This window comes from Paenibacillus sp. cl141a (genome assembly GCF_900109305.1).
Lineage (GTDB): Bacteria > Bacillota > Bacilli > Paenibacillales > Paenibacillaceae > Paenibacillus_AQ > Paenibacillus_AQ lautus_A.
This window is the reverse complement of sequence record NZ_FNZO01000002.1, coordinates 594,404-614,898: the sequence shown is the minus strand read 5'-3', so window position 1 is coordinate 614,898 and position 20,495 is coordinate 594,404. Positions and strand designations below refer to the sequence as shown.

Below are 20,495 nucleotides of genomic sequence, written 5' to 3'. Positions count from 1 at the left end.
AAGCGACTTCTATATCATATAAAAAATCAGCAGGCATGTCAACACTTTTTCAGAACTTTTTCGATAACGCGCTGTGCCTTTTTTCCTTCTCTATATAATGTCACTTATCGATGATGAGAATTTGGCGCCATGAGAGCGCCGGAAGAGCACCAGAGTTGTTTAAGAACCGCGGCGCTCTTACAGCTCCTGTACGTCCGTATCTTTGGACAGCAGGCTTTTCAGTTCCTTCATGAACATATTGATATCCTTGAATTGCCGGTATACGGACGCAAACCGAACGTAAGCCACCTCGTCGACCGGATATAACCGCTCCATCAGAAGCTCCCCGATCTGGCGGCTTTCCACTTCCGCAGCTGCGGTATTGCGCAGCGCCTTCTCGACATCCGATACGATCATATCCAGCTGGTCCACGGATACGGGACGCTTCTCGCATGCCCTTATCAAACCGCGGAGCACCTTCTCCCGGCTGAACTCTTCGCGGCTTCCGTCCTTTTTCACGACGATGAGCGGCGTTTCCTCCACCATTTCAAAGGTTGTGAATCTCTTGCTGCACTGCTCGCATTCCCTGCGGCGGCGGATGGATTTATTTTCGTTGGCAGGCCTGGAATCCAGCACTTTCGTTCCGGCATAACTGCAATATGGACACTTCATAAGTTGTCTCACTTCCTTTGTATTCAGCGTGATTCGCCCTTAATGGGCATCAGAAAAATTTACCAGCAAAACTTTTGTCTTTTATGTTATGAAAATGCGAGACCCGAGACATAATACTTTTACCAACCCAAGGAGGTGAACTTAACATGGCACAAAGCAACAACAACTCCAACAACCTGGTTGTTCCTCGCGCAAACGCTGCTCTTGAGCAACTGAAATACGAGGTAGCTCAAGAACTTGGTATCTCCATTCCACAAGACGGATACCAAGGTAACATGACTTCCTATGAGAACGGTTCGATCGGGGGATACATCACAAAGCGTCTTGTAACCCTGGCCGAGCAACAATTGGCTGGTCAATACTCCGGTCAATAATTGATTCTTCCTTAAAAAAAGGAGTGTTGGCGGCTCGATGTAAGAGCCTGTCCAGCGCTCTTTTTTTTCTTTAGAAGCCGCCCTTATAAACATCCGTATATTGATTATAATAATAAATCACGCGCTGTACATAATGCCGGGTTTCCCCAATGGGTATGCTCTTCACGTTCTCATAGGTTCCATCCCACATGCCCTTGTTGATCCAATTCTTGACGTTCCCGGGGCCCGCGTTATAAGCAGCGATGGCGGCAATCGGATTGCCGTCCATTTCCTTGTGCAGATTCTGAATGTACCAGGTGCCCAGCTGGATGTTCGCATCCACTTCATTCTTTACGCTCTGCAGGTTTACCGACGGGAGCTTGGCCATTTCCATCGCCCAGTTCGCCGTATCCGGCATCAGCTGCATAATGCCCAGCGCCCCCTTCTTGGATTCCTTGCCCGGCTTGAAATTCGTTTCCACCCGAATGATCGAGGCCACCAGAAACGGATCGACCTCATAATAAGCGGCATGTTTGCGGATCTCATCTTTATAATGGATCGGATACAGCAGGGTCATCCAATTGGAGCTTAGGAACAACAGCGCTACAAAAGAAACGAACAGCAGGAGCAGCACCCTTTTTTTACGAAGCCACTTCATATCAGAACCAGCCTGTTCCACAGGTTGTCCACCTGCTGCTGCGTTTCGGCCAACGTGCCGCTGTTATCGATCAGGATATCCGCTCGAAGCTTCTTCTGCTCAATGTCCATCTGGCTGCTAAGACGCGCCTCTGCCGCTTCCCGGGTAAGCGCGTCCCGCTCCATCAAACGCGCAAGCTGCATCTCGCGCGGGACATAGACGACAACGATCTGCTTCAGATAAGGATAGGCTTCTCGTGCCTCCAACAGCAATGGAATATCCGCTACCACGAGCCGATCGGGATGCTGCCGTTCATACGCCTCCGTCCGTTCCCGGATTTCCTGCCGGATTGCCGGATGCGTAATCTCATTCAATGCCGCTCTTTGCTCCGGATGATGGAAGATCATCTCCCCGAGCTTCTTTCGATTCAACGTACCGTCTTCGAACAGGATCGCTTGTCCAAAATGTTCGGTCACTTTACCCAGCACCGGATGACCCGGGAGCATCACTTCCCGGGCGATGATATCCGCATCGACGAGAAGCGCTCCCTTCATGGCCAACATGGAGGACACGGTGCTTTTGCCTGTTGCTATTCCTCCGGTTAAACCGATATTCATGACTTCACCTCATAACAGCTTCATTATACCCATGACAACTAATAAAAAAGCAGGCAGATACGAGATAAAACGCATGCCGCCCTTGGCCGCAAAACGGAGGCCAACCCGCATGCCCAGCACCAGAAATATCCCGCTGAACAAGGAAACCACGGCTGCAGTGCCTAGCGGCGAGAAACCCAGCATCGCTGCGCCGAGCCCGGCTCCGAACGCATCGAGCGACAGCGCGATCCCCAGCCACATCGCCTCCCATGGAGAGATGCTGCCGGAGTCGTCCAGATCCGCTTTCGTCGGGCTGCGGAGAATTTGAATGACGACGCCGATCTTCGGTATTTCAAGGGAGAATACTGCTCGCTGAAGCTGCTCTTGGCCTGCCGTGGTAACTTCACGACGCGGTGCCCCTGGATGAATGGCTCCCAGCGTTTCCGTAAGCGATGCGGTAGAATCCACGGCGGATGCCGGCTGCACTTCAGGCTCGCTGCTTCTCCGAACCTGCTGATATAAAGACCATAGGCCCAGCAGTATCAAAATGGCAGCTCCGATCACGGATGCCGCAGATGGGGATAAGAACCGCTGCAGCAGCGCGCCTGCCTGCATGGAGACGCCAAGCACCAAACCGGAACACAGCGAGATGATCAATACAGACAGCAGCGGTATCCTTGTTTTGCGCAGACCGTATGTAACCCCTGCCCCAAATCCGTCCAAGCTTAACGCCATGGCCAGCAGGGCAGACGAGAAAATATGACTGAGCACCCTTTTCCCTCCTCCAAAGCTCCACATCAAGCTGCTCATTCATGAAGAAGAGCTGCCCGATGCGCTCCACATATGTTCCACATTATATGTGGGGAAGCAGGAATGGGTGCACGCCTATTCAATTACTTCTTGACCGGCTGACACTTCGGACAGTAATGGGTCCCCCGCCCGCCGACCACGATCTTATGAATCGGGCCGCCGCATGCATGGCACGGCTTGTCCTTCCGACCGTAAATCTGATGGCTGTTCTGGAACATCCCCATCTCGCCCTGTCCGTTGACATAGGACTTGATGGAAGATCCGCCCGCGTCGACAGCTTCGGACAACGTATCCACGATCGCATGATACAATCGCTTGAGCTCGGCATCCTTCAGGCTGTTCGCGTTCCGCTCCGGATGAATCTTGGCCCGGAACAAGGCCTCATCAACATATATATTGCCGATGCCGACCACATATGCCTGATTCAGCAGCACCGCCTTGATCTTCGTTTTCTTGGTACCGATGACTTCCTTGAAGGTTCCGAACGTAAACGTGTCGTCCAGCGGCTCATAACCAAGCTTGGCAAGGGGAGCATGCTGGAACTCTTCCCCTGGCGCAAATAGATGCATCGTTCCGAATTGGCGCACGTCCTTGTACCGCAGCTCCGTCCCGTCCGAGAAATGGAAGATGACATGGGTATGCTTCTCTACCGGCTCCTCGGCTCGGTACACCCCGTAACGCCCCTCCATCCGAAGATGCGAAACGAGCACCAGCCCGTCCAGCAAGATCCGCAAAAACTTCCCGCGGCGCTCCACGCCTTCCACGGTATGGCCCTTTAACATAAAAGCAAATGCCTCGATATCGTCAGGACGCTGGATAATCCGCGGAAGATTCACGGATACATGATCTATATGCTTACCTTTAATCAATTGGTTAAGTGTTCGTTTCACGGTTTCTACTTCCGGCAATTCCGGCATAATGACTTCACCTCATCCCCATTATACCGGAAGTTGGGACAGAGCGGGACCATGGTTTTGTGGAAAGGTATGGTGCATAACCGCCTCCCTCTTCACTCCATGATCCCCCTTTATGAACCCTATCCGCTACACGCCGGGCAGCTTTTACTTCGCCTCGTACCAGTTCTCGCCATAACTGACTTCCGATTTCAGCGGCACGGACAGCTTCAGCGCCTGACTCATCACGTCCGGCACCAATTCCTTCATGACCTCCAGCTCATCCTCCGGTACCTCGAACACCAATTCATCGTGCACCTGGAGCAGCATGCGGCTCTTCAGTTGGCGCTCATGGAGCGCCTTGTCCATATGGACCATGGCCAGCTTGATGATGTCGGCAGCCGTTCCCTGAATCGGCGTATTCATCGCCGTCCGCTCCGCAAAAGAGCGCAGGTTGAAATTACTGGCGTTAATCTCCGGCAGATACCGTCTGCGTTCGAGCAAGGTCTTCACATACCCGTCTTGCTTCGCCTGCTTGACGATCACGTCCATATAGCGCCGCACGCCCTGGAACACCTCGAAATACTGGTCGATAAACGATGCCGCTTCCTTCCGCGTAATGTTCAGGTTCTGGGACAGGCCATAGTCGCTGATTCCATACACGATGCCGAAGTTAACGGCCTTGGCGGACCGGCGCATATTGGAGTCCACCTCATCCATGCCGACTCCAAACACGTCCATTGCCGTCTTGGTGTGGATGTCCATGTCGTGGACGAAGGCTTCCTTCAGCCGTTCGTCGTCCGAGATATGCGCAAGCACGCGAAGCTCGATTTGGGAGTAGTCCGCCGCCAGAATGCTCCACCCCGGTTCCGACGGAACGAAAACCTTGCGCAGCTTGCGCCCTTCCTCCAGACGGATCGGAATGTTCTGCAAATTCGGGTATTGGCTGCTCAGACGGCCGGTAGCGGCAATAGTCTGACGATAGTAGGTATGCACTTTGCCGGTTACGGATGAAATCTCCTTCAGCAGTCCTTCCACGTAAGTGGATTGCAGCTTGGCCAAAGTACGGTACTGTAAAATCAGGCGGACGATATCGTGATAAGGCGCCAGCTTTTCGAGCACCTCGGCATCGGTGGAATAACCGGTTTTGGTCTTCTTGATGACCGGCAGCTCCAGCTTCACAAACAGGATTTCGCCGAGCTGTTTAGGCGAATTGAGATTGAATTCCGTTCCGGCGATCTCGTAGATCTCCTGAACAAGCTTCGCGATCTGCCCTTCGAACTCGCGTCCCAGCTCCTTCAAATCCTCCGCATTCACGGCAATTCCCTGCTTCTCCATATCGGCCAGAATGCGCGAAAGCGGCATCTCCAGATCATGGAACAGCGGGAGCATCTCATTTGCAGCCAGCTCCTTCTCCTGAATGGGAACCAGTTCGGATATGGCCAGGCATTTTCTGGCCATGTGCTCGCTGAGCTTCTCCACATCGGGAACCTTGTACTTGGCCCCTTTACCGAACACGTCCTCGTCGGCTTGAAGATAGGCCAGACCGTACTTTGAGGCCAGACCGCTAAGGGTTTGATTGGATTCCGTCGGATCCAGCAGGTAGGCTGCCAGGTGAACGTCGAATGCCGCACCGGCAAAGGCGATGCCCTGCCAATGCAGCGCCAGGTCAATACGGTGCAGGTCATACCCGCGTTTTTGGATCTCGCTATCGGCAAGCCAAGCACGGACAGGCTCCGCCTCTTCCGACTTCAGCACGTCAAACGGGAGGAAGTACTGCCGCTCCTCCGTCGCGAGTGCCAGTCCGATCACGTCCGCATGATGGGGGTTGTCCCCATGCGTTTCCACATGGAGCACGGTCACTTGTGCCAGATGATCCGCAACCTCGGCAATTCCCTTTGCGTCCACAAGGGTCACGTCGATCTTCGCTTCAGGCTTCGACTCCGCCGCATCACCAGCAGCACCGCTTGTGCTCAGGTTCAACCGTTCAATAAGCGATTTAAACTCGAGTTTCGCCAGTGCGGGACCAGCCGTCTCCTCATTCAGGCCCGTAAATGCCATTTCATCCAGCGACTGTTCCAGCGGCACTTCGCGGAAGATTGTAGCCAGCTTCTTGCTCAGTATGGCGGAATCCGCATGCTCCTCGATCTTCTCTTTCATCTTGCCCTTCAGCTCATCGGTCCGGGATACCACCGCTTCAACGGATCCGAATTCATGAAGCAGCTTCAGCGCGGTTTTCTCCCCTACTCCCGGAACCCCGGGAATATTATCGGAAGCATCGCCCATCAATCCCTTAAGGTCGATAATCTGATCAGGCGTCAGGTTATACCGCTCCTTAATCTGTTCCGGTCCGTAATACTCGATTTCGGTGACGCCTTTGCGGACCATCGCGATCGTGGTATGCTCCGAAGCCAGCTGCAGCATGTCCTTGTCCCCGGAGACGACCATCACCTTGCGGCCGGCTTCGTCAGCCTGGCGGGTAATCGTACCGATAATGTCGTCTGCCTCATAGCCGCCGATTTCGAATTGAGAGACGCCCAGGCCTTTCAGCAGCTCTTTCAGCAGCGGGAATTGTCCTGAGAGCTCCGGCGGCGTCTTCTGTCGGCCGCCCTTGTACTCCTGATAATCCGCATGACGGAACGTTTCCTTGCCGGCATCGAATGCCACCATCATATGCGTCGGTTTATGCTCCTCGATCAAGCGAAGCAGCATCGTCGTAAAGCCGTAAACCGCATTCGTCTGTTGTCCGCTGGCATTGGTCAGCGGCGGCATCGCAAAGAATGCCCGGTAAATGATATTATTTCCATCAATCAGAATCAGCTTGTCCATAGAACACCTCGCACCAATATTACTTCCTTTCCACATGATAACATAGGTTAACGCCAAATCCGAACAATCCGTTCGATTAACGGTGAATCGCAAAAAAAACGCCGGCTTTCGCCAGCGTTTGACTAACATTTCGCTATTGATTGAGGTCGGGACGATGACCCGTTACGAGGTACACCGTGCTCTCGCCGATGTTGGTTGCATGGTCGGCGATCCGTTCGATGTAGCGTCCCACCATGATCAGCAGCATCGCTTGATTGGCCGAATCCGGATCGGATGTCAGATGCGAATACAGGTCCTGCAGAATGACGCTGTACAAGTGATCGACCTGATCATCATCCTGTGCCATTTTATAAGCCAGATCCGTATTTTCCGTCAGATAGGATTCGATGGATTCCGAAACCATCGCACGCACCATATCCGACATCCGCGGAAGATCCACCAGAGGCTTGATCAGTTTCTGGCCTTGCAGACGGATCGTAACTTTAGCGACATCCCGCGCCAAGTCTCCCATACGCTCCAAGTCGCTTGCAATCCGGAAAGCAACCAATATTCGGCGCAAATCCTTTGCCACAGGCTGTTGGGTCACGATCAGGCGGGAGCCGATGTCCATGATTTGCTCTTCCATGTTGTTTAACTGCACATCGTTCTTGATGACCGCCTGCGCTTTCTCCGCATCCAAGGTCTGGAGGGACTCCACGCTGTTTGCCAGCGCCTCCTCCATATGCTTGCCCATATCCTGCAGCAAACTTCTCAGCTCATCAAGCTGCTGATCAAATTCAATTCTCCGGATCATGTATGATGCTCCTCCTATCTACTTTTAAGAAAGATCATTGTCGTAATAACGGCCTTAACCGAAACGGCCTGAGATATAATCCTCGGTACGTGCATCCGACGGCGTCGAGAACAGCGTATCCGTGTTCGCGGATTCAACCACTTCGCCATTCAGGAAAAATACCGTCTGCCCGGATACGCGTGCAGCCTGATGCATATTGTGCGTAACCATAACGATGGTGTATTTGCTCTTCAGCTCCTGCACCAGCTCTTCGATCTTCAGCGTCGAGATCGGATCCAGCGCGGACGTGGCTTCATCCATGAGCAGGATATCCGGCTGTACGGCAAGGGCCCGGGCAATGCACAGGCGCTGCTGTTGGCCGCCGGACAGGCTCAGCGCGGAACGCTTGAGATAATCTTTGACTTCGTCCCACAGCACAGCCTGCTTCAAGCTTTGCTCCACGATTTGGTCAAGCTCCGCTTTATTGCGGATGCCGTGCAGGCGCGGCCCGTAAGCGATGTTGTCATAGATCGATTTAGGGAACGGATTCGGCTGCTGGAACACCATCCCTACCTGCTTGCGCAAGGCCTCGACGTGGACCTCCTCGCTGTAGATTTCCGTCCCGCCGATTTGCACGCTGCCTTCGATTCGGGTGGAAGGGATCATGTCGTTCATCCGATTCAGCGTACGCAGCAGCGTTGACTTTCCGCAGCCCGACGGTCCGATGAATGCCGTCACCGTTTTCTCCGGAATGTCCAGATCGACGTTTTTAAGCGCATGGTACGTATCGTAGTATAAATTCAATTTTTTTATCTGTATGATGGATTCCATATCTTATTCATGTCTCCTTTTTCACGATTAGATCTGCTATGCGTCTCTTAGATGTTCTTCGAATACTTGTTCCGAATCCACACGGCTGCGATGTTCATGATGAACAGCATGATGAGCAGCAGGATGATACCCGAAGCTGCCAGCTCGTGGAATGCCTCACTTGGTCTGGATACCCAGTTAAAGATCTGGATCGGCATGACAGTAAACGAATCGAGCAGATTTTCCGGCAAGAAGGCCACGTACGTTAAAGCACCAATCATGATAAGCGGTGCGGTTTCGCCGATCGCACGAGACAAGGCCAGGATAACCCCGGTCATAATTCCAGGAATCGCTGACGGCAGCACGGCGCTGGATACCGTTTGCCATTTCGTTGCGCCAAGCGCATATGAAGCGTCACGCCGGTTCTTAGGCACGGCGCGAAGCGCCTCCTGCGCCGCAACGATAATAATCGGGAGCACGAGCAGCGTCATCGTTAATACCCCGGACAACAGGCTGCGGCCAAGATTCATGCCGCGCACGAAAATCGCCAGCCCCAGGATGCCGTATATAATAGAAGGAACCCCTGCAAGCGTACTGATATTCAGCTGAATGAGCCGAACCCAGCGGCTGCGGCCCGCATACTCTTCGAGAAAGATGGCCGCGCCCACGCCCAGTACGAAGGACAGCGGAGCCATGAGCAAAAGCAAATAAATCGTGCCGACAATCGGCGATTTCAGTCCTGCTTTATCCGCGATGCGCGACGGAAAGTTGGTGAACAGCTCAGGCGAGAGCCGATGAACGCCATCCATCACGATCGTCACGATTAAAGCCATCAAAACAAGAATACCGATGCTGGTACAAGCCAGGAAAATCATGTGCAGCGTCTGGTCACTACGGCGTCTCCGGTTGATTCCTTTGCTGTCCCCCAGATTCAATTGTTCCATCTAGTATTCCTCCCTGAAGCGGCGAGCGACCCACTGCGCCAATATATTAAGCAAGAAGGTGATGACAAACAAGGTCAAACCTACTGCAAAAATCGTGCCGTATTCAATCGTTCCTCGCGGAACGTCTCCCATGCTTACCTGAACGATATACGAAGTCATCGTCTGAATGCTTTCCAGCGGATTCAGCGTCAGCTGCGGCGTGGCGCCTGCAGCCACCGTCACGATCATCGTTTCGCCGATCGCGCGCGAGAATGCCAATACGAATGAGGACACGACCCCGGACAGAGCGGCTGGAAGCACAATTTTCAGCGCAACCTCAAATCGGGTAGCACCCAGCGCGTATGCCCCGTGACGAAGACTCTTGGGAACAGCACGCATCGCGTCTTCGCTTAGAGACGAAATCATCGGCAGGACCATGATGCCGACCACGAGACCTGCGCTAAGCGCATTGAATATCCCCATATCGGGAAAAATCTTTTGAAGGAATGGCGTTACGGTTTCAAGCGCAAAATATCCGTAAACAATCGTTGGTACACCAGCCAACACTTCAAGCACTGGCTTTACAACCCCCCGAACCCGGGCAGGAGCGTATTCATTGAGATAAATAGCGCATGCCAAGCCGATAGGCACTGCGAAAATGATCGCAATGCCTGTAATCAGCAATGTACCGCCCAGCAGGGGCAGCACGCCGAATTCTTTTGGAGGGAGAATCGGACTCCATGTCGTTCCGGTCAAGAAGGACCATACCGGCACTTCCTTGAAGAAGATCACGGATTCCTGTAGAAGCGTATATACAATACCGATGGTGGTAAACACCGAAAGCATGGCACACAAGCCGAGCAGGATTGGAATGATTTTGTCTGAGATGCGCGTTTTGCTTCGACGGAATGTCATGCTTTTAGTGTTTGCCGCCACGGGTGAAGTTTTGTTCATTCTCCTCTTCCCTTTCTATGGGTTGCCCGAAGGATTCCCTTCGGGCATGAAATCTTTATTATTTTGCCAACTTGTCTTTTTCTTCTTGATACTGTTCGTCTTGAAGCGGTACGAAACCGACTTCGCCAGCAAGACTAGCGGCATTATCAAGGTAGAAGGTCATGAATGCACTCACTTCCGGGCGCTCAAGCTCTTTATCGTTTACGTAGAGCAGCAGCGGACGGGACAATGGAGCATAACTGTTATCCTTGATCGTTTCCATGCTTGGAGCTACGGTAGCTGTACCGTTATCGATCGGAACCAGCTTCAACTTGTCTTGGTTCTCTTCATAGAAGGAGAATCCGAAGTATCCGATGGAGTTTTTGTCGCCAGCAACCCCTTGTACGACTGCGTTGGTATCGGCACTGAACGTGATTTGGCTGTCGTTTCTGCTTGCTTGTGCTTCACCGTTAATCGCTTCTGTGAAGTAGTCGAATGTTCCGTGGTCTGTACCAGGAGAGTAAATTTTGATTTCCTCTGCCGGCCATCCTTCACGAACGTCAGCCCATGTTTTTACGGTGCTGTTCGGCTCGTAAATTTTCTTCAGCTCATCTACTGTCAATTTATCTACGAATTCATTGCTCGGGTTAACAACAACGGATAGTCCGTCATAAGCTACCAGAACCTCATGATAGGAAATGCCTTTGGATTTTGCTTCTTCAGCTTCACTGTCTTTAATTGGACGGGATGCATTGGAGATTGGAATCTCTCCATTGTTGAAGCGTTTGAAACCGCCACCTGTTCCGCCTGTTCCGATCGGAATGCGGACATCCGGGTTAGCTGCGCCGAACTCTTCGGCAATGGCTTCGGTCAATGGATGCAATGTACTGGAACCGTCAATTTCAATCGTTCCCGACAAAGCTGTTGTTGTACTTCCTTCATTTTGCTGTGCTGAACCGTTGTCTGTATTTTCTCCGGAAGCACCGCCGGAAGTTGTTCCTCCGCCGCATGCCGCCAAAAGCGTGCTCAGCATCAATACCAGTACGAGAATGCCTGCTGGTTTACGACCCCTTCTTTTAAACAAACGAATCCACTCCTTCAAAATGGTTGTTGTCTCTAACTTCCTACTTACAATATTGATAATAATCCCGTAATGTAATAACAGTTTCTGAGAAATGTAAACGCAGTGTAAAATATTTTGATGAAACTAGATTCATAGGCTCGGCTTTTCTTCTAACGATCCGTTTAATCCGGCGAGCTCATCCTTCACCCGCTCCACGCGCCTAACGGTTTCCTCCGCCAGTTGATAAACCTGATTCCCCGACTTCTGAACCTTCTCGACGGCGGTCTCCATTTCGTTAAACATATCGGCGCCTTCCGTTACATACCCCTCACAGGACTGGATTTCCTTCAGCGAAGATACGGCGCCAACGGCTGTATCTCCCGCCAGCCGCTGGATGTGCTCCAGCAGCTGGGCGATATCCCCTGACAGCTTACGCGTTTGTTTGGCCAGCGACTGCACCTCTGCCGCGACCACTTGAAATCCCCGCCCATGCTCTCCGGCATGCGCAGCTTCAATCGAAGCATTCATTGCCAGCAAACTGCTTTGATTGGCCAGCTCGGTAATCATGCCGGTTATCGAGGAAATGCGGCTGGCATCCGCAGCGAGCTCGGCGGCCTGCCCTTCACGCTTCGTCATATCCTCCACAAGGCCAAGATAAGAGGTTCGGACATGGTCAAGCTTCTTCTTACCCGTCTGGGACCATTCCCTCATCCGTATACATTCCGCATTCGTTCTGGCTGCCGCCGCTCGAACCTCGGTCAACGAGGATTGGATGTTCCCGGTATGCCGGAAGCTTTCCTGAAGAATCAGCTCCCGCTTCTCTTCCGCTTCCGTTTGGAGACCGCTTGACAGACTCATTAAATCCCGTACGGTAAGCACGCCCAGCAGGCGGTCAGCCTCCGTCATCAGGACGCAATCATAAAATTTCGAATCCGGGCGCTGCAGGGCCCGTTGCAGCAGTGTTCCTACCTTCTCGGTCACATCGACCTTCATCGGTTGATGGTCCCCAAACTGGAAGGCCGGCCTCGAATAATACAGGTCAACGGCAAACCGGCCCATCATTCGCCGGTAAAAAACATCCCGCATGATCAGCCCCGACGGTCTGTCTGCCTCATCGCAATAAATAACGCAAGGGATATGCTGATCCTTCGTAAAAACATTCAGCACCTCGAGGCAGGTTTCGGATTTTCGGATAATAGGGACCTTTCTTATGTACTGCCGATATAATGCGCCTGCCTCAGGTTTGCTTGCTGATTGCCCATCCGTTGCCGCCTCTACTTCCGCTTCGGTTCTCTCTGTCAGATTCGGTTGGCATTGAAGCAGTGTCATGCGCTCTCACCCCTTGATTGATCTGGTCCTTTAGACGCATCTTAACGGACAAGTGTTATGGGAATATTCCCGAATGATGAATGGAGTGTAAACGAAGGAGGGATGTTGCAGGAATATGAGACATTGGACATGCTTAGGTCCCGCCCAAAGACCCAAAAAAAATACTCCGCATCATTTCAAATCGAATGATGGGAGCCTTTAATGGGATTTACCACAAGTTTATAACCAACTCCGCGGATGGAGTCGATGTGTACGGACTCAGGATCAAGTTCAAGCTTCTTGCGCAGGGAGCTCACGTGAACGTCGACGGTTCGCTGTCCGCCGATATAATCGAAGCCCCAGACCACGTTCATCAGATCGTCCCTTGTTAACACCACGCCCGGTTTCTTGGCCAGATAGAGCAGCACCTCGAATTCTTTCGGACGGAGATTAATGCTCTGACCGCCGAGCCGCACCTCGTATTTCTCAGGATAGATTTCCAGCTGTCCAAGCGAAATGACGTTGCCTTGATTGTCCGTCGTCTTTACCTCGTCAGCATGGCCGGACACCCGGCGCATGACGGCCGATACGCGAGCCAGCAGCTCGGACACGCCAAACGGCTTGGTAATATAGTCATCCGCGCCCATCTTCAAACCTTGAACAACTTCCTCTTCGGCGTTCTTCGCGGTCAAAATGATGATCGGCGTCGTAATTCCGTTACTGCGTAGTTTCTCCAAGATTTGAAAGCCGTTCATGCCAGGCAGCATCACATCCAGCAGAATCAAATCGTATTCATGTTGTGACGCTTTCTCGTAACCTGCCGTACCGTGTTCCTCTACCTCGACTTGAAAGCCTTCCTGCGTCAAATTGTAAGACAACAGCCGCGAAAGTGTCGGCTCATCTTCGATGACAAGCATGCGTTGCGTCAATGGTACCCCCGCCCTTATCTTGTTAATTGGACTGCTCATGCAAGTATATCAACAGAATGTTAACGGAGTGTTAACTCCCTGTATCGTGGGTTTCCTGCAGGATCGGAAGCTCGATGATGAAGGAGCTTCCGATGCCCAGCTCGCTTTCCACCTTGATGGTTCCGTGGTGAAGATCCACCAGATGCTTAACGATCGATAGGCCGAGCCCCGTTCCGCCGGATCCGCGCGAACGCGCTTTATCCACCCGGTAAAATCGTTCAAAAATGCGGGGCAGATCCTTCTTCGGAATGCCAATCCCGGAATCCTTGACCACGAATTCCACGAAATCATCAGCACTCCCGTTATGATGCTTTTCACGCGCCGTTAATTTTACTCGTCCGCCCTCCTGCGTGTAACTGATGGCATTCGAGAGAAGATTCATGAATATCTGGCGAAGCTTATCCTCATCGCCTTCCATAAACAGCTCCTCCGGAACGTCGAGCTCCAGGCTGATCCGCTTCTTCTCCGCTACCGTGCGCATCATTTCGGATATCGTATCGAAGAACGCCGACAGATGAATCGGCGAGTAGTCCATCTGAATCCGCTTCGATTCGATCTTGGACAGCTCCAGAATGTCGCCGATCAGACGGTTCAGCCGTTCGGATTCGTCATAGATGATCTGAAGGAAGGAACGTGACGTCTTCTCATCGGTAACTCCGCCGCCGAGCAGCGTTTCGGCAAACCCTTTCACCGCAGCCAGCGGGGTCTTCAGCTCATGGGACACATTGGCAACGAATTCGCTTCGCATGCGTTCGAGCCTGCGGATATCGCTAACGTCCTGCAGCAGGAAGAGCATCCCGCGCCGATAAGGCTCCTGCTCTTCCTCTTGCATCATCGTCACTCCGTCAATGCGGATAATCGATTCCACCGGATAATAAACGTTGCGTTCCTCATGGAAGTCCGCTTGGCTTTCAAGGCCTTCCTCCATGAGTTTGGTCAATTCATAATGCTGCTTCAGCTCGCGGTACGATTTCCCGGTAATCACCTCGGCATTAATGCCGAGCATTTTCTCAGCGGCGCGGTTTACAAGGATGATTTGGCCGGCTCCGCTAACCAAGACGATGCCCCCTGTCATATTGTTGAGGACGCTTTGCAGCAAGTCTTCGTTATCCCGTATCGTCCGCAGCTGGGTTTGAAGGCTGTCTGCCATTCCGTTGATGGCTTGCGCCAATTGACCGATCTCGTCCTTACGGTGAATCTTCACTCTCGCATCGTATTCCAGACGCGAGATCCGTCTAGCTACGCGAGTAATCTTCTCAAGCGGCGACGTCAACCCTTGAGCGACGCGGTAGCTCACCAAGGCAGCAATCAGAAATAACACCAGCAGGCCGATCCCCATGACGGTCCAGCCTTGCTTGACTCCCTGATCGACTTCCTTCAGACTGACGGACAACCGGACGAATCCGTCGAAATTCTCCCCGGCCTTGACCGGGAGCGCGACATACAGCATATCCTGCTGAAGCGTATCGCTGCGGCGGATGGTACTCCCGCGGCCTTCTTTGACCGCTTGAAGCATCTCTTCGCGATAAGCATGATTATCCATGGTCATCGGGTCGCTTTCCGAATCCCCGATCACCCTGCCGTCCTTTAGTATGAACGTCACTCTCGCATCGGACAACTCCTCCAGCTGCAAGGATCTGTCGGTATAATACGTAACGGCTTCCGGGCCGTCCGTATCCGGGAACTCCATCATGGTCTGCAGGAGCCGAATCTCCCGGACCATATTATCCTCCAGCAGTTGAATATGGGACTGTTTGAACACTGTCACCATAGCCAGGCCTGCCGCAAGCATGGATAACCCGATTAAAGTAAGCATAATCAGAGTCAAACGGTTGCGATACTGCCTCATGGTCTCTCCTCTTTCTGCTTCATAATCATTTTGGATAGCTTACCGCCCGTGTCCGTCTTCGGTGGAACAGTGCGTGAATGACCGTTGCCGCCGGCTGTTGAAACATAATGCCCAGCACGACCGGAATGGACGCCTGGGGTGAAAAATACGATGTCGCAAGCACCATCCCGAGGGATATATTCCTCATGCCGGACGCGTAGGTAAATGTAATTTGCATGTCCTGTGCCCGTCCCGGCATCGCATAGGACCCAAAGTAGCCGAGTAAATAACAGATCACGATCAGCGCGACGACAACCGGGATGACCACCAGCATTTCCTCCTTCATGCCTGCGGCATGGGGAGCGATAGCAGCCGCGTTCAGCATCACCACAAGCATGAAAAACAGCTTCGATATCGGCTGCGTCACGGGAGCCGACCACTCCTTGATCCGTCCTTTGGATACCTCATACAGCATCACCCCGATCAGAGTGGGCAATACCACCATGGTCAGCAAATCAAGTATCAGCTCGGATGCATTCCATGCAACCAGTGCATCTCCGATAAACATATCCATCAGAGCTGGCACGACCAAGGGACTGAGTATGGTGTCCAGCACCACCACCGCCAAGATGAATGGAACGCTGCCGCCGGAGCTTCCGACCCACATCACCGAGGATATCCCGAGCGGAATGATCGCGAACAGCAGCAAGCCTATCGTATAGTCCGAATGCGCGCCGAATACGGCCGAGCCCAATCCATAGGCGAGCACCGGTGCGGCCGCATGGGCGAGAAACAGCGTCAGCATGACGGCAAAGGGGCGTTTCAGCACCCCTTGCAGATGGCGGATGCCGCAGCCAAGCGCCATGACCAGCGTAATATAACCGAATAGATAAGGAATCCAGTGAACAAAGTCCAGCAGCACGTCCGAGAGCAGCCAGCCTAGCACCAGCGACCCGGGAATCAAGAGAAAGGTGTACTTTTCAAACCAAGATGCAAAGGCCAGTCCAAAACTTCTCAACAGTTTCCTCCTATGACTGAATTGACGTATTTGACTTTCATCATAAACCGGAGCGATCCGAACCGCAACGAAAATTAGAAATAAGGCTCCCTGCTTATGCTCAACAAAAAAGCACCGACCGGCACGTGATGGCCAATCGATGCTTACTCATCATGATATGAATCAGGAGAACACCGGCTCTTTAAACATCGCCAGCTTCTGTGCGGAATCCTTGCTCACATCGGCATGAAGACTGTTTCCGTGCGAATCCATGGTAACGATAGCGGCAAAGCCGTCGACCTCCAAATGCCACATCGCTTCCGGAATGCCGAACTCCATGAAATCCACGCCGTTTACTTTTTTGATGCATCTCGCATAATACTGGGCGGCCCCGCCGATGGCATTCAGATACACGCCGCCATGCTCCTGCAAGGCTTGAAGCGTCTTCGCTCCCATGCCGCCTTTTCCGATGACCGCGCGTATGCCGAATTTTTTCAAAATATCGCCTTGGTACGGTTCTTCCCGAATGCTGGTCGTCGGGCCTGCCGCCTTGACATGCCATCCCTCTTCATCCTGCATCATAACCGGACCGCAGTGATAAATCACGGCTCCGTTCAGATCGATAGGGGCATCGTGATCCATCAGGTATTTATGAAGCGCATCCCGTCCGGTATGCATCTCGCCTCGGATCACCACCACGTCCCCGACGCGCAGGGAACGGATCTGCTCCTCGCTGATCGGCGTCTGAAGCACTACTTCACGCCCCTGGGAATCACTTGGCGCTGATTCTTCGACTCGGGACGCTGCCGTTTCGGAGTTTGCCTTCATCTGCACCTCGCTGCCTGCTTCATACAGCCAATCCGCGATCTCCCCGGTTTCCGGCTCAATCAGGACGCCCTGACGGCGGAACGCCCAGCAGTTATAGGCCACCGATACAAAAAAGCTTGCCGGCAGGCGGTTCATCGCACCGACCTTGCAGCCGAGCAGCGTGACTTCTCCGCCAAAGCCCATCGTGCCGATCCCCAGCTTGTTTGCATTTTCCAATATGTAATCTTCGAGCTTCGCCAGATCCTCATTCGGATTCACGTCTTCCACATGCCGGAACAGCTGATGCTTCGCAAGCTCGTATCCGGTCGTGCGGTCGCCTCCGATACCTACGCCGATAAATCCGGCGCTGCAGCCTTGACCTTGGGCTTGATACACGGCATGCATGATGCACTTGCGGATTCCGTCGAGGTCACGTCCCGCTTTTCCCAATCCTTCAAGCTCTGCGGGAAGGCTGTACTGGATGTTTTTGTTCTCGCAGCCGCCCCCTTTCAGGATGAGACGAACGTCCACCTTATCCTGCTCCCATTGCTCGAAATGGATGACGGGCGAACCAGGACCGAGATTATCCCCGCTGTTGGCGCCTGTCAACGAATCCACCGAGTTGGGACGCAGCTTGCCATCCTTCGTGGCGCGAACCACCGCCGCATAGATCGCCTTCTTCATTTCGATGTGATTTGCACCCACGGGTGTATGCACGATAAACGTCGGCATGCCCGTATCCTGGCAGATCGGCGATACTTCCTGCTCGGCCATCTCGATATTTTGAGCGATCGTTGCCAGTGCCAGCCCCGCTCGCGTTGCCGCATCCTCGGACGCTCGTCCACGGTTGACTGCTCTCCGCACGTCTCCGGGCAAATTCGTGGAGGTTTCTACAATCAGTCGATACATGCTCTCTTCAAATAACTTCATAGCGTCAGTAAACTCCTCTCTTTCATGACCCAATCCTAATAGCATAAAAGAATCATTATAAACTGCCAATATTGTTATCATATCATTTCGCACATGAAAGGGTTTACTTAAAAAAATGAAAGAGACGAGAAAATGTGTTGAATTGCCGGTCATAGTAACCATACCAATCTATGAATCTCTCATATATTGGTTAAGGAAAGGAGGTGATTGCTATGACGAGAAAAGTTACAGTCTCCCAGGTTGTTTTTCCAAGACTTTCCCTGTTCAGAAATGAGTTTTACAGAGGACGGCGATTTGTGGTGCGTGGAAATGTAGGGATCCGGAATCTCGAGAGAGCTTTTGGCGACATTGAAAGCTTAAGATTCTTCTCCCCCAACGTTAACGCAACCCTGGTCCTGTTCTCGGAGCCGAATTTCAGGGGCAGATTCAGAGTATTCCGCGGCAGCACCAACATCGGCGATCTGGACGATATCATCGGCGGTGAAGAGCCAGAGTCCATTATTAGTTCGAACCGCCGTTTGACGCTGGCTCAAATCCGGGCGATCCGCGATACCGGACGGCTTCCGAACGGTTTTAGAACCATCTGATTCTCCGTATGCCTGTAATCTCTCCTAACCCTCTCCCATGATAAAGAGCGGACATCCGGGCTGAAGCCCAGGATGCCCGCTCTATTTTGTCATCGAGTATGTTTACTAGGCGCAATTGAAATCAATGCTTTAACCGTTAATCACTTCGCCGCCGTTCACATGAATCACTTGACCACTCACGTAGGAGGAGTCCGTTGATGCCAGATATACATAAGCAGGAGCCAATTCTTCCGGTTGACCCGGACGTTTCATCGGCTGAGTCGCCCCAAACTCGGCTACCTGATCCGCCGGGAACGTCGAAGGAATCAGCGGCGTCCAGATGGGTCCCGGCGCAACGGCATTCACCCGGATCCCTTGACCGACCACGTTCATCGACAAGGAACGCGTAAAGGCCACGATGGCACCCTTGGTTGATGCATAATCCAACAGCTGCGGGCTTCCCCGGTAAGCCGTAATAGAGGTCGTGTTAATAATGGAGCTTCCCTTGGACAGATGCGGCATCGCGGCCTGCGTCAAATAGAACATCCCGAAAATATTCGTGCGGAATGTCCGCTCCAGTTGTTCTTTGGTAATGTCCTCGATCTTCTTCTGCGGATGCTGTTCGGCTGCGTTGTTGACAAGAATATCGAGCTTCCCAAGCTTCTCTACGGTTTCGGTGACTGCATCGCGGCAAAACGCATCGTCGCCGACATCGCCGGCGATCAGCAGGCATTTACGTCCTTCCTGCTCTACCTGTCGCTTGGTCTCTTCCGCATCCTTGTGCTCGTTCAGATACACAATGGATACATCCGCGCCCTCCTTGGCATAGTAGACCGCAACCGCACGGCCGATCCCGCTGTCGCCCCCGGTAATCAGCGCTACCTTTCCTTTTAGCTTACCGGCTGCTTTGTACTCGTTACTTTCAAACTCCGGCTTCGGGTGCATCTCCGATTCGGTTCCGGGTCTGTGATCCTGATGCTGGGGCGGCAATGTCTGCTTCTGTTGATCTTGTGGCATATGAACATTTCTCCTTTCAGGTCAGTATCTCAAACTACCTCTCATAGGATGCGTTCGACGCGGCTTCTTATTCTCATAAAAAGCCCTTCGCTATTGTTTTTACCCATAATAAACGGGATCAAACGTAAGCACGGTGCTTTTCCCGTAACAAAATCCCCCTCTTAACGGGGCCTTGCGCTCAAAGTCCAGTCCGCTGTTTTGCGGGAACCCTCGGAATATCTAATTGCTGTAATATCAAAAAAACCGCCCGAATTAACGGACGGCTTCTCTTCGTATGTAGCTGTTCTTAGATGATATGATTGAATACCATGAAGAAGATCATAACCAGAAGCAGCAAGGCGAGCAAGGCGCTAAGCGTGCCGAGCTTGCTTGTTTCTTCCTTCACTTCACGCTTCTCGCGGATGCCTGCAAGCGCATTCTTGAGCGGCTTGCTCATAATGCCTCCAATCGCAAACATCGCCAGCAGCAACACCGTTACAATGATCATCCAAGGAACCGAATACTCGCCCTGGGACATCATGTATCCGCCAGTCAACAGCTGAATGACCAAGCCGTACTGCGCAAAACGGTTCGCAACCCGAATCGTATTCACGGCTCCTTCTTGAGCGCCCAGAGACAGCTTCTGAATACCGCCGACAACAAACGGCAGGATCAAGTAAAACCCTAGCGCCGCCGTACCGACCATATGCAGAAAAAATGTCACGTTCCACATAAACAATTCCTCCAAAGTCGTTAGTGTGATTTATGTTACATCGAATTCATCGTCTCCTATTATACTGGACAGATCATCCAAAGAAAAGCAAT

General features: G+C 52.5%; 20 protein-coding genes. 2 read left to right on the top strand and 18 right to left on the bottom strand.

What is annotated here, in order from left to right; genetic code table 11:
* Positions 1–177: 177 nt before the first annotated feature.
* Complete coding sequence (gene nrdR / locus BMX45_RS08000) at positions 178–651, bottom strand: transcriptional regulator NrdR (protein WP_006212015.1); 474 nt, start codon at positions 649–651, stop codon at positions 178–180.
* Between the two features lie 146 nt (positions 652–797).
* Between nrdR and BMX45_RS07995 the strand changes: the two genes are divergently transcribed.
* The gene (locus BMX45_RS07995) at positions 798–1,025 is read left to right on the top strand and encodes an alpha/beta-type small acid-soluble spore protein (RefSeq protein WP_006212016.1); all 228 of its coding nucleotides are present in this window, start codon (positions 798–800) and stop codon (positions 1,023–1,025) included.
* 70 nt (positions 1,026–1,095) lie between these two features.
* Here the strand turns inward: BMX45_RS07995 and BMX45_RS07990 are convergent, their stop codons facing one another.
* The 15 genes from BMX45_RS07990 to BMX45_RS07920 form a co-directional block, all read right to left on the bottom strand.
* A complete protein-coding gene (locus BMX45_RS07990) occupies positions 1,096–1,662 on the bottom strand; it encodes a lytic transglycosylase domain-containing protein (RefSeq protein ID WP_090909208.1) in 567 nt (188 codons plus the stop codon).
* The gene (gene coaE, locus BMX45_RS07985) at positions 1,659–2,258 is read right to left on the bottom strand and encodes a dephospho-CoA kinase (protein ID WP_090909207.1); all 600 of its coding nucleotides are present in this window, start codon (positions 2,256–2,258) and stop codon (positions 1,659–1,661) included. Before coaE ends, BMX45_RS07990 begins: the two co-directional genes overlap by 4 nt.
* Positions 2,259–2,267: 9 nt before the next feature.
* Positions 2,268–3,008: an MntP/YtaF family protein gene (locus tag BMX45_RS07980; RefSeq protein WP_090909206.1), complete on the bottom strand. Its 741-nt coding sequence runs from the start codon at positions 3,006–3,008 to the stop codon at positions 2,268–2,270.
* 122 nt (positions 3,009–3,130) lie between these two features.
* Positions 3,131–3,964: a DNA-formamidopyrimidine glycosylase gene (gene mutM, locus BMX45_RS07975; protein WP_015736973.1), complete on the bottom strand. Its 834-nt coding sequence runs from the start codon at positions 3,962–3,964 to the stop codon at positions 3,131–3,133.
* Positions 3,965–4,108: 144 nt separating this feature from the next.
* A complete protein-coding gene (polA, locus tag BMX45_RS07970; protein ID WP_090909205.1) occupies positions 4,109–6,769 on the bottom strand; it encodes a DNA polymerase I in 2,661 nt (886 codons plus the stop codon).
* A 133-nt stretch (positions 6,770–6,902) separates the two neighbouring features.
* Positions 6,903–7,562, bottom strand: a complete 660-nt coding sequence (phoU, locus tag BMX45_RS07965; RefSeq protein WP_015736975.1) for a phosphate signaling complex protein PhoU — start codon at positions 7,560–7,562, stop codon at positions 6,903–6,905.
* Positions 7,563–7,616: 54 nt separating this feature from the next.
* Positions 7,617–8,372 (bottom strand): phosphate ABC transporter ATP-binding protein PstB, encoded by a 756-nt coding sequence (gene pstB, locus BMX45_RS07960; RefSeq protein WP_009594645.1) that lies wholly within the window; start codon positions 8,370–8,372, stop codon positions 7,617–7,619.
* A gap of 47 nt (positions 8,373–8,419) precedes the next feature.
* Positions 8,420–9,295: a phosphate ABC transporter permease PstA gene (gene pstA / locus BMX45_RS07955; RefSeq protein ID WP_009594637.1), complete on the bottom strand. Its 876-nt coding sequence runs from the start codon at positions 9,293–9,295 to the stop codon at positions 8,420–8,422.
* Positions 9,296–10,228 carry a phosphate ABC transporter permease subunit PstC gene (pstC, locus tag BMX45_RS07950; RefSeq protein ID WP_015736976.1) on the bottom strand — a complete coding sequence of 311 codons (933 nt, stop codon included), beginning with the start codon at positions 10,226–10,228 and terminating at the stop codon, positions 9,296–9,298.
* Between the two features lie 58 nt (positions 10,229–10,286).
* Complete coding sequence (locus BMX45_RS07945; protein WP_009594622.1) at positions 10,287–11,291, bottom strand: PstS family phosphate ABC transporter substrate-binding protein; 1,005 nt, start codon at positions 11,289–11,291, stop codon at positions 10,287–10,289.
* A 129-nt stretch (positions 11,292–11,420) separates the two neighbouring features.
* Positions 11,421–12,599, bottom strand: a complete 1,179-nt coding sequence (locus tag BMX45_RS07940; RefSeq protein WP_090909204.1) for a methyl-accepting chemotaxis protein — start codon at positions 12,597–12,599, stop codon at positions 11,421–11,423.
* A gap of 176 nt (positions 12,600–12,775) precedes the next feature.
* The gene (locus tag BMX45_RS07935; RefSeq protein WP_015736978.1) at positions 12,776–13,507 is read right to left on the bottom strand and encodes a response regulator transcription factor; all 732 of its coding nucleotides are present in this window, start codon (positions 13,505–13,507) and stop codon (positions 12,776–12,778) included.
* A gap of 70 nt (positions 13,508–13,577) precedes the next feature.
* The gene (gene pnpS / locus BMX45_RS07930; RefSeq protein WP_090909203.1) at positions 13,578–15,395 is read right to left on the bottom strand and encodes a two-component system histidine kinase PnpS; all 1,818 of its coding nucleotides are present in this window, start codon (positions 15,393–15,395) and stop codon (positions 13,578–13,580) included.
* Between the two features lie 25 nt (positions 15,396–15,420).
* Positions 15,421–16,392 carry a bile acid:sodium symporter family protein gene (locus BMX45_RS07925; RefSeq protein ID WP_090909202.1) on the bottom strand — a complete coding sequence of 324 codons (972 nt, stop codon included), beginning with the start codon at positions 16,390–16,392 and terminating at the stop codon, positions 15,421–15,423.
* 162 nt (positions 16,393–16,554) lie between these two features.
* The gene (locus BMX45_RS07920; RefSeq protein WP_090909201.1) at positions 16,555–18,108 is read right to left on the bottom strand and encodes a fumarate hydratase; all 1,554 of its coding nucleotides are present in this window, start codon (positions 18,106–18,108) and stop codon (positions 16,555–16,557) included.
* 212 nt (positions 18,109–18,320) lie between these two features.
* Between BMX45_RS07920 and BMX45_RS07915 the strand changes: the two genes are divergently transcribed.
* Positions 18,321–18,695, top strand: coding sequence for a hypothetical protein (locus BMX45_RS07915; RefSeq protein ID WP_090909200.1), 375 nt, complete (start codon positions 18,321–18,323; stop codon positions 18,693–18,695).
* 129 nt (positions 18,696–18,824) lie between these two features.
* On the opposite strand, the gene BMX45_RS07910 is transcribed toward BMX45_RS07915, so the two are convergent.
* Both BMX45_RS07910 and BMX45_RS07905 read right to left on the bottom strand, forming a co-directional pair.
* Positions 18,825–19,691 carry an SDR family oxidoreductase gene (locus BMX45_RS07910; protein ID WP_015736983.1) on the bottom strand — a complete coding sequence of 289 codons (867 nt, stop codon included), beginning with the start codon at positions 19,689–19,691 and terminating at the stop codon, positions 18,825–18,827.
* 286 nt (positions 19,692–19,977) lie between these two features.
* On the bottom strand, positions 19,978–20,403 hold the full coding sequence (locus BMX45_RS07905) for a hypothetical protein (protein ID WP_009595065.1): 426 nt from the start codon (positions 20,401–20,403) through the stop codon (positions 19,978–19,980).
* Positions 20,404–20,495 lie beyond the last annotated feature (92 nt).

What these genes read in the sequence shown, in the direction of transcription:
- nrdR (WP_006212015.1), bottom strand. Translation starts at nt 651, where the DNA reads ATGAAGTGTCCATATTGCAGTTATGCCGGAACGAAAGTGCTGGATTCC.
- BMX45_RS07995 (WP_006212016.1), top strand. Translation starts at nt 798, where the DNA reads ATGGCACAAAGCAACAACAACTCCAACAACCTGGTTGTTCCTCGCGCA.
- BMX45_RS07990 (WP_090909208.1), bottom strand. Translation starts at nt 1,662, where the DNA reads ATGAAGTGGCTTCGTAAAAAAAGGGTGCTGCTCCTGCTGTTCGTTTCT.
- coaE (WP_090909207.1), bottom strand. Translation starts at nt 2,258, where the DNA reads ATGAATATCGGTTTAACCGGAGGAATAGCAACAGGCAAAAGCACCGTG.
- mutM (WP_015736973.1), bottom strand. Translation starts at nt 3,964, where the DNA reads ATGCCGGAATTGCCGGAAGTAGAAACCGTGAAACGAACACTTAACCAA.
- polA (WP_090909205.1), bottom strand. Translation starts at nt 6,769, where the DNA reads ATGGACAAGCTGATTCTGATTGATGGAAATAATATCATTTACCGGGCA.
- phoU (WP_015736975.1), bottom strand. Translation starts at nt 7,562, where the DNA reads ATGATCCGGAGAATTGAATTTGATCAGCAGCTTGATGAGCTGAGAAGT.
- pstB (WP_009594645.1), bottom strand. Translation starts at nt 8,372, where the DNA reads ATGGAATCCATCATACAGATAAAAAAATTGAATTTATACTACGATACG.
- pstA (WP_009594637.1), bottom strand. Translation starts at nt 9,295, where the DNA reads ATGGAACAATTGAATCTGGGGGACAGCAAAGGAATCAACCGGAGACGC.
- pstC (WP_015736976.1), bottom strand. Translation starts at nt 10,228, where the DNA reads ATGAACAAAACTTCACCCGTGGCGGCAAACACTAAAAGCATGACATTC.
- BMX45_RS07940 (WP_090909204.1), bottom strand. Translation starts at nt 12,599, where the DNA reads ATGACACTGCTTCAATGCCAACCGAATCTGACAGAGAGAACCGAAGCG.
- pnpS (WP_090909203.1), bottom strand. Translation starts at nt 15,395, where the DNA reads ATGAGGCAGTATCGCAACCGTTTGACTCTGATTATGCTTACTTTAATC.
- BMX45_RS07920 (WP_090909201.1), bottom strand. Translation starts at nt 18,108, where the DNA reads ATGAAGTTATTTGAAGAGAGCATGTATCGACTGATTGTAGAAACCTCC.
- BMX45_RS07915 (WP_090909200.1), top strand. Translation starts at nt 18,321, where the DNA reads ATGACGAGAAAAGTTACAGTCTCCCAGGTTGTTTTTCCAAGACTTTCC.
- BMX45_RS07910 (WP_015736983.1), bottom strand. Translation starts at nt 19,691, where the DNA reads ATGCCACAAGATCAACAGAAGCAGACATTGCCGCCCCAGCATCAGGAT.
- BMX45_RS07905 (WP_009595065.1), bottom strand. Translation starts at nt 20,403, where the DNA reads ATGTGGAACGTGACATTTTTTCTGCATATGGTCGGTACGGCGGCGCTA.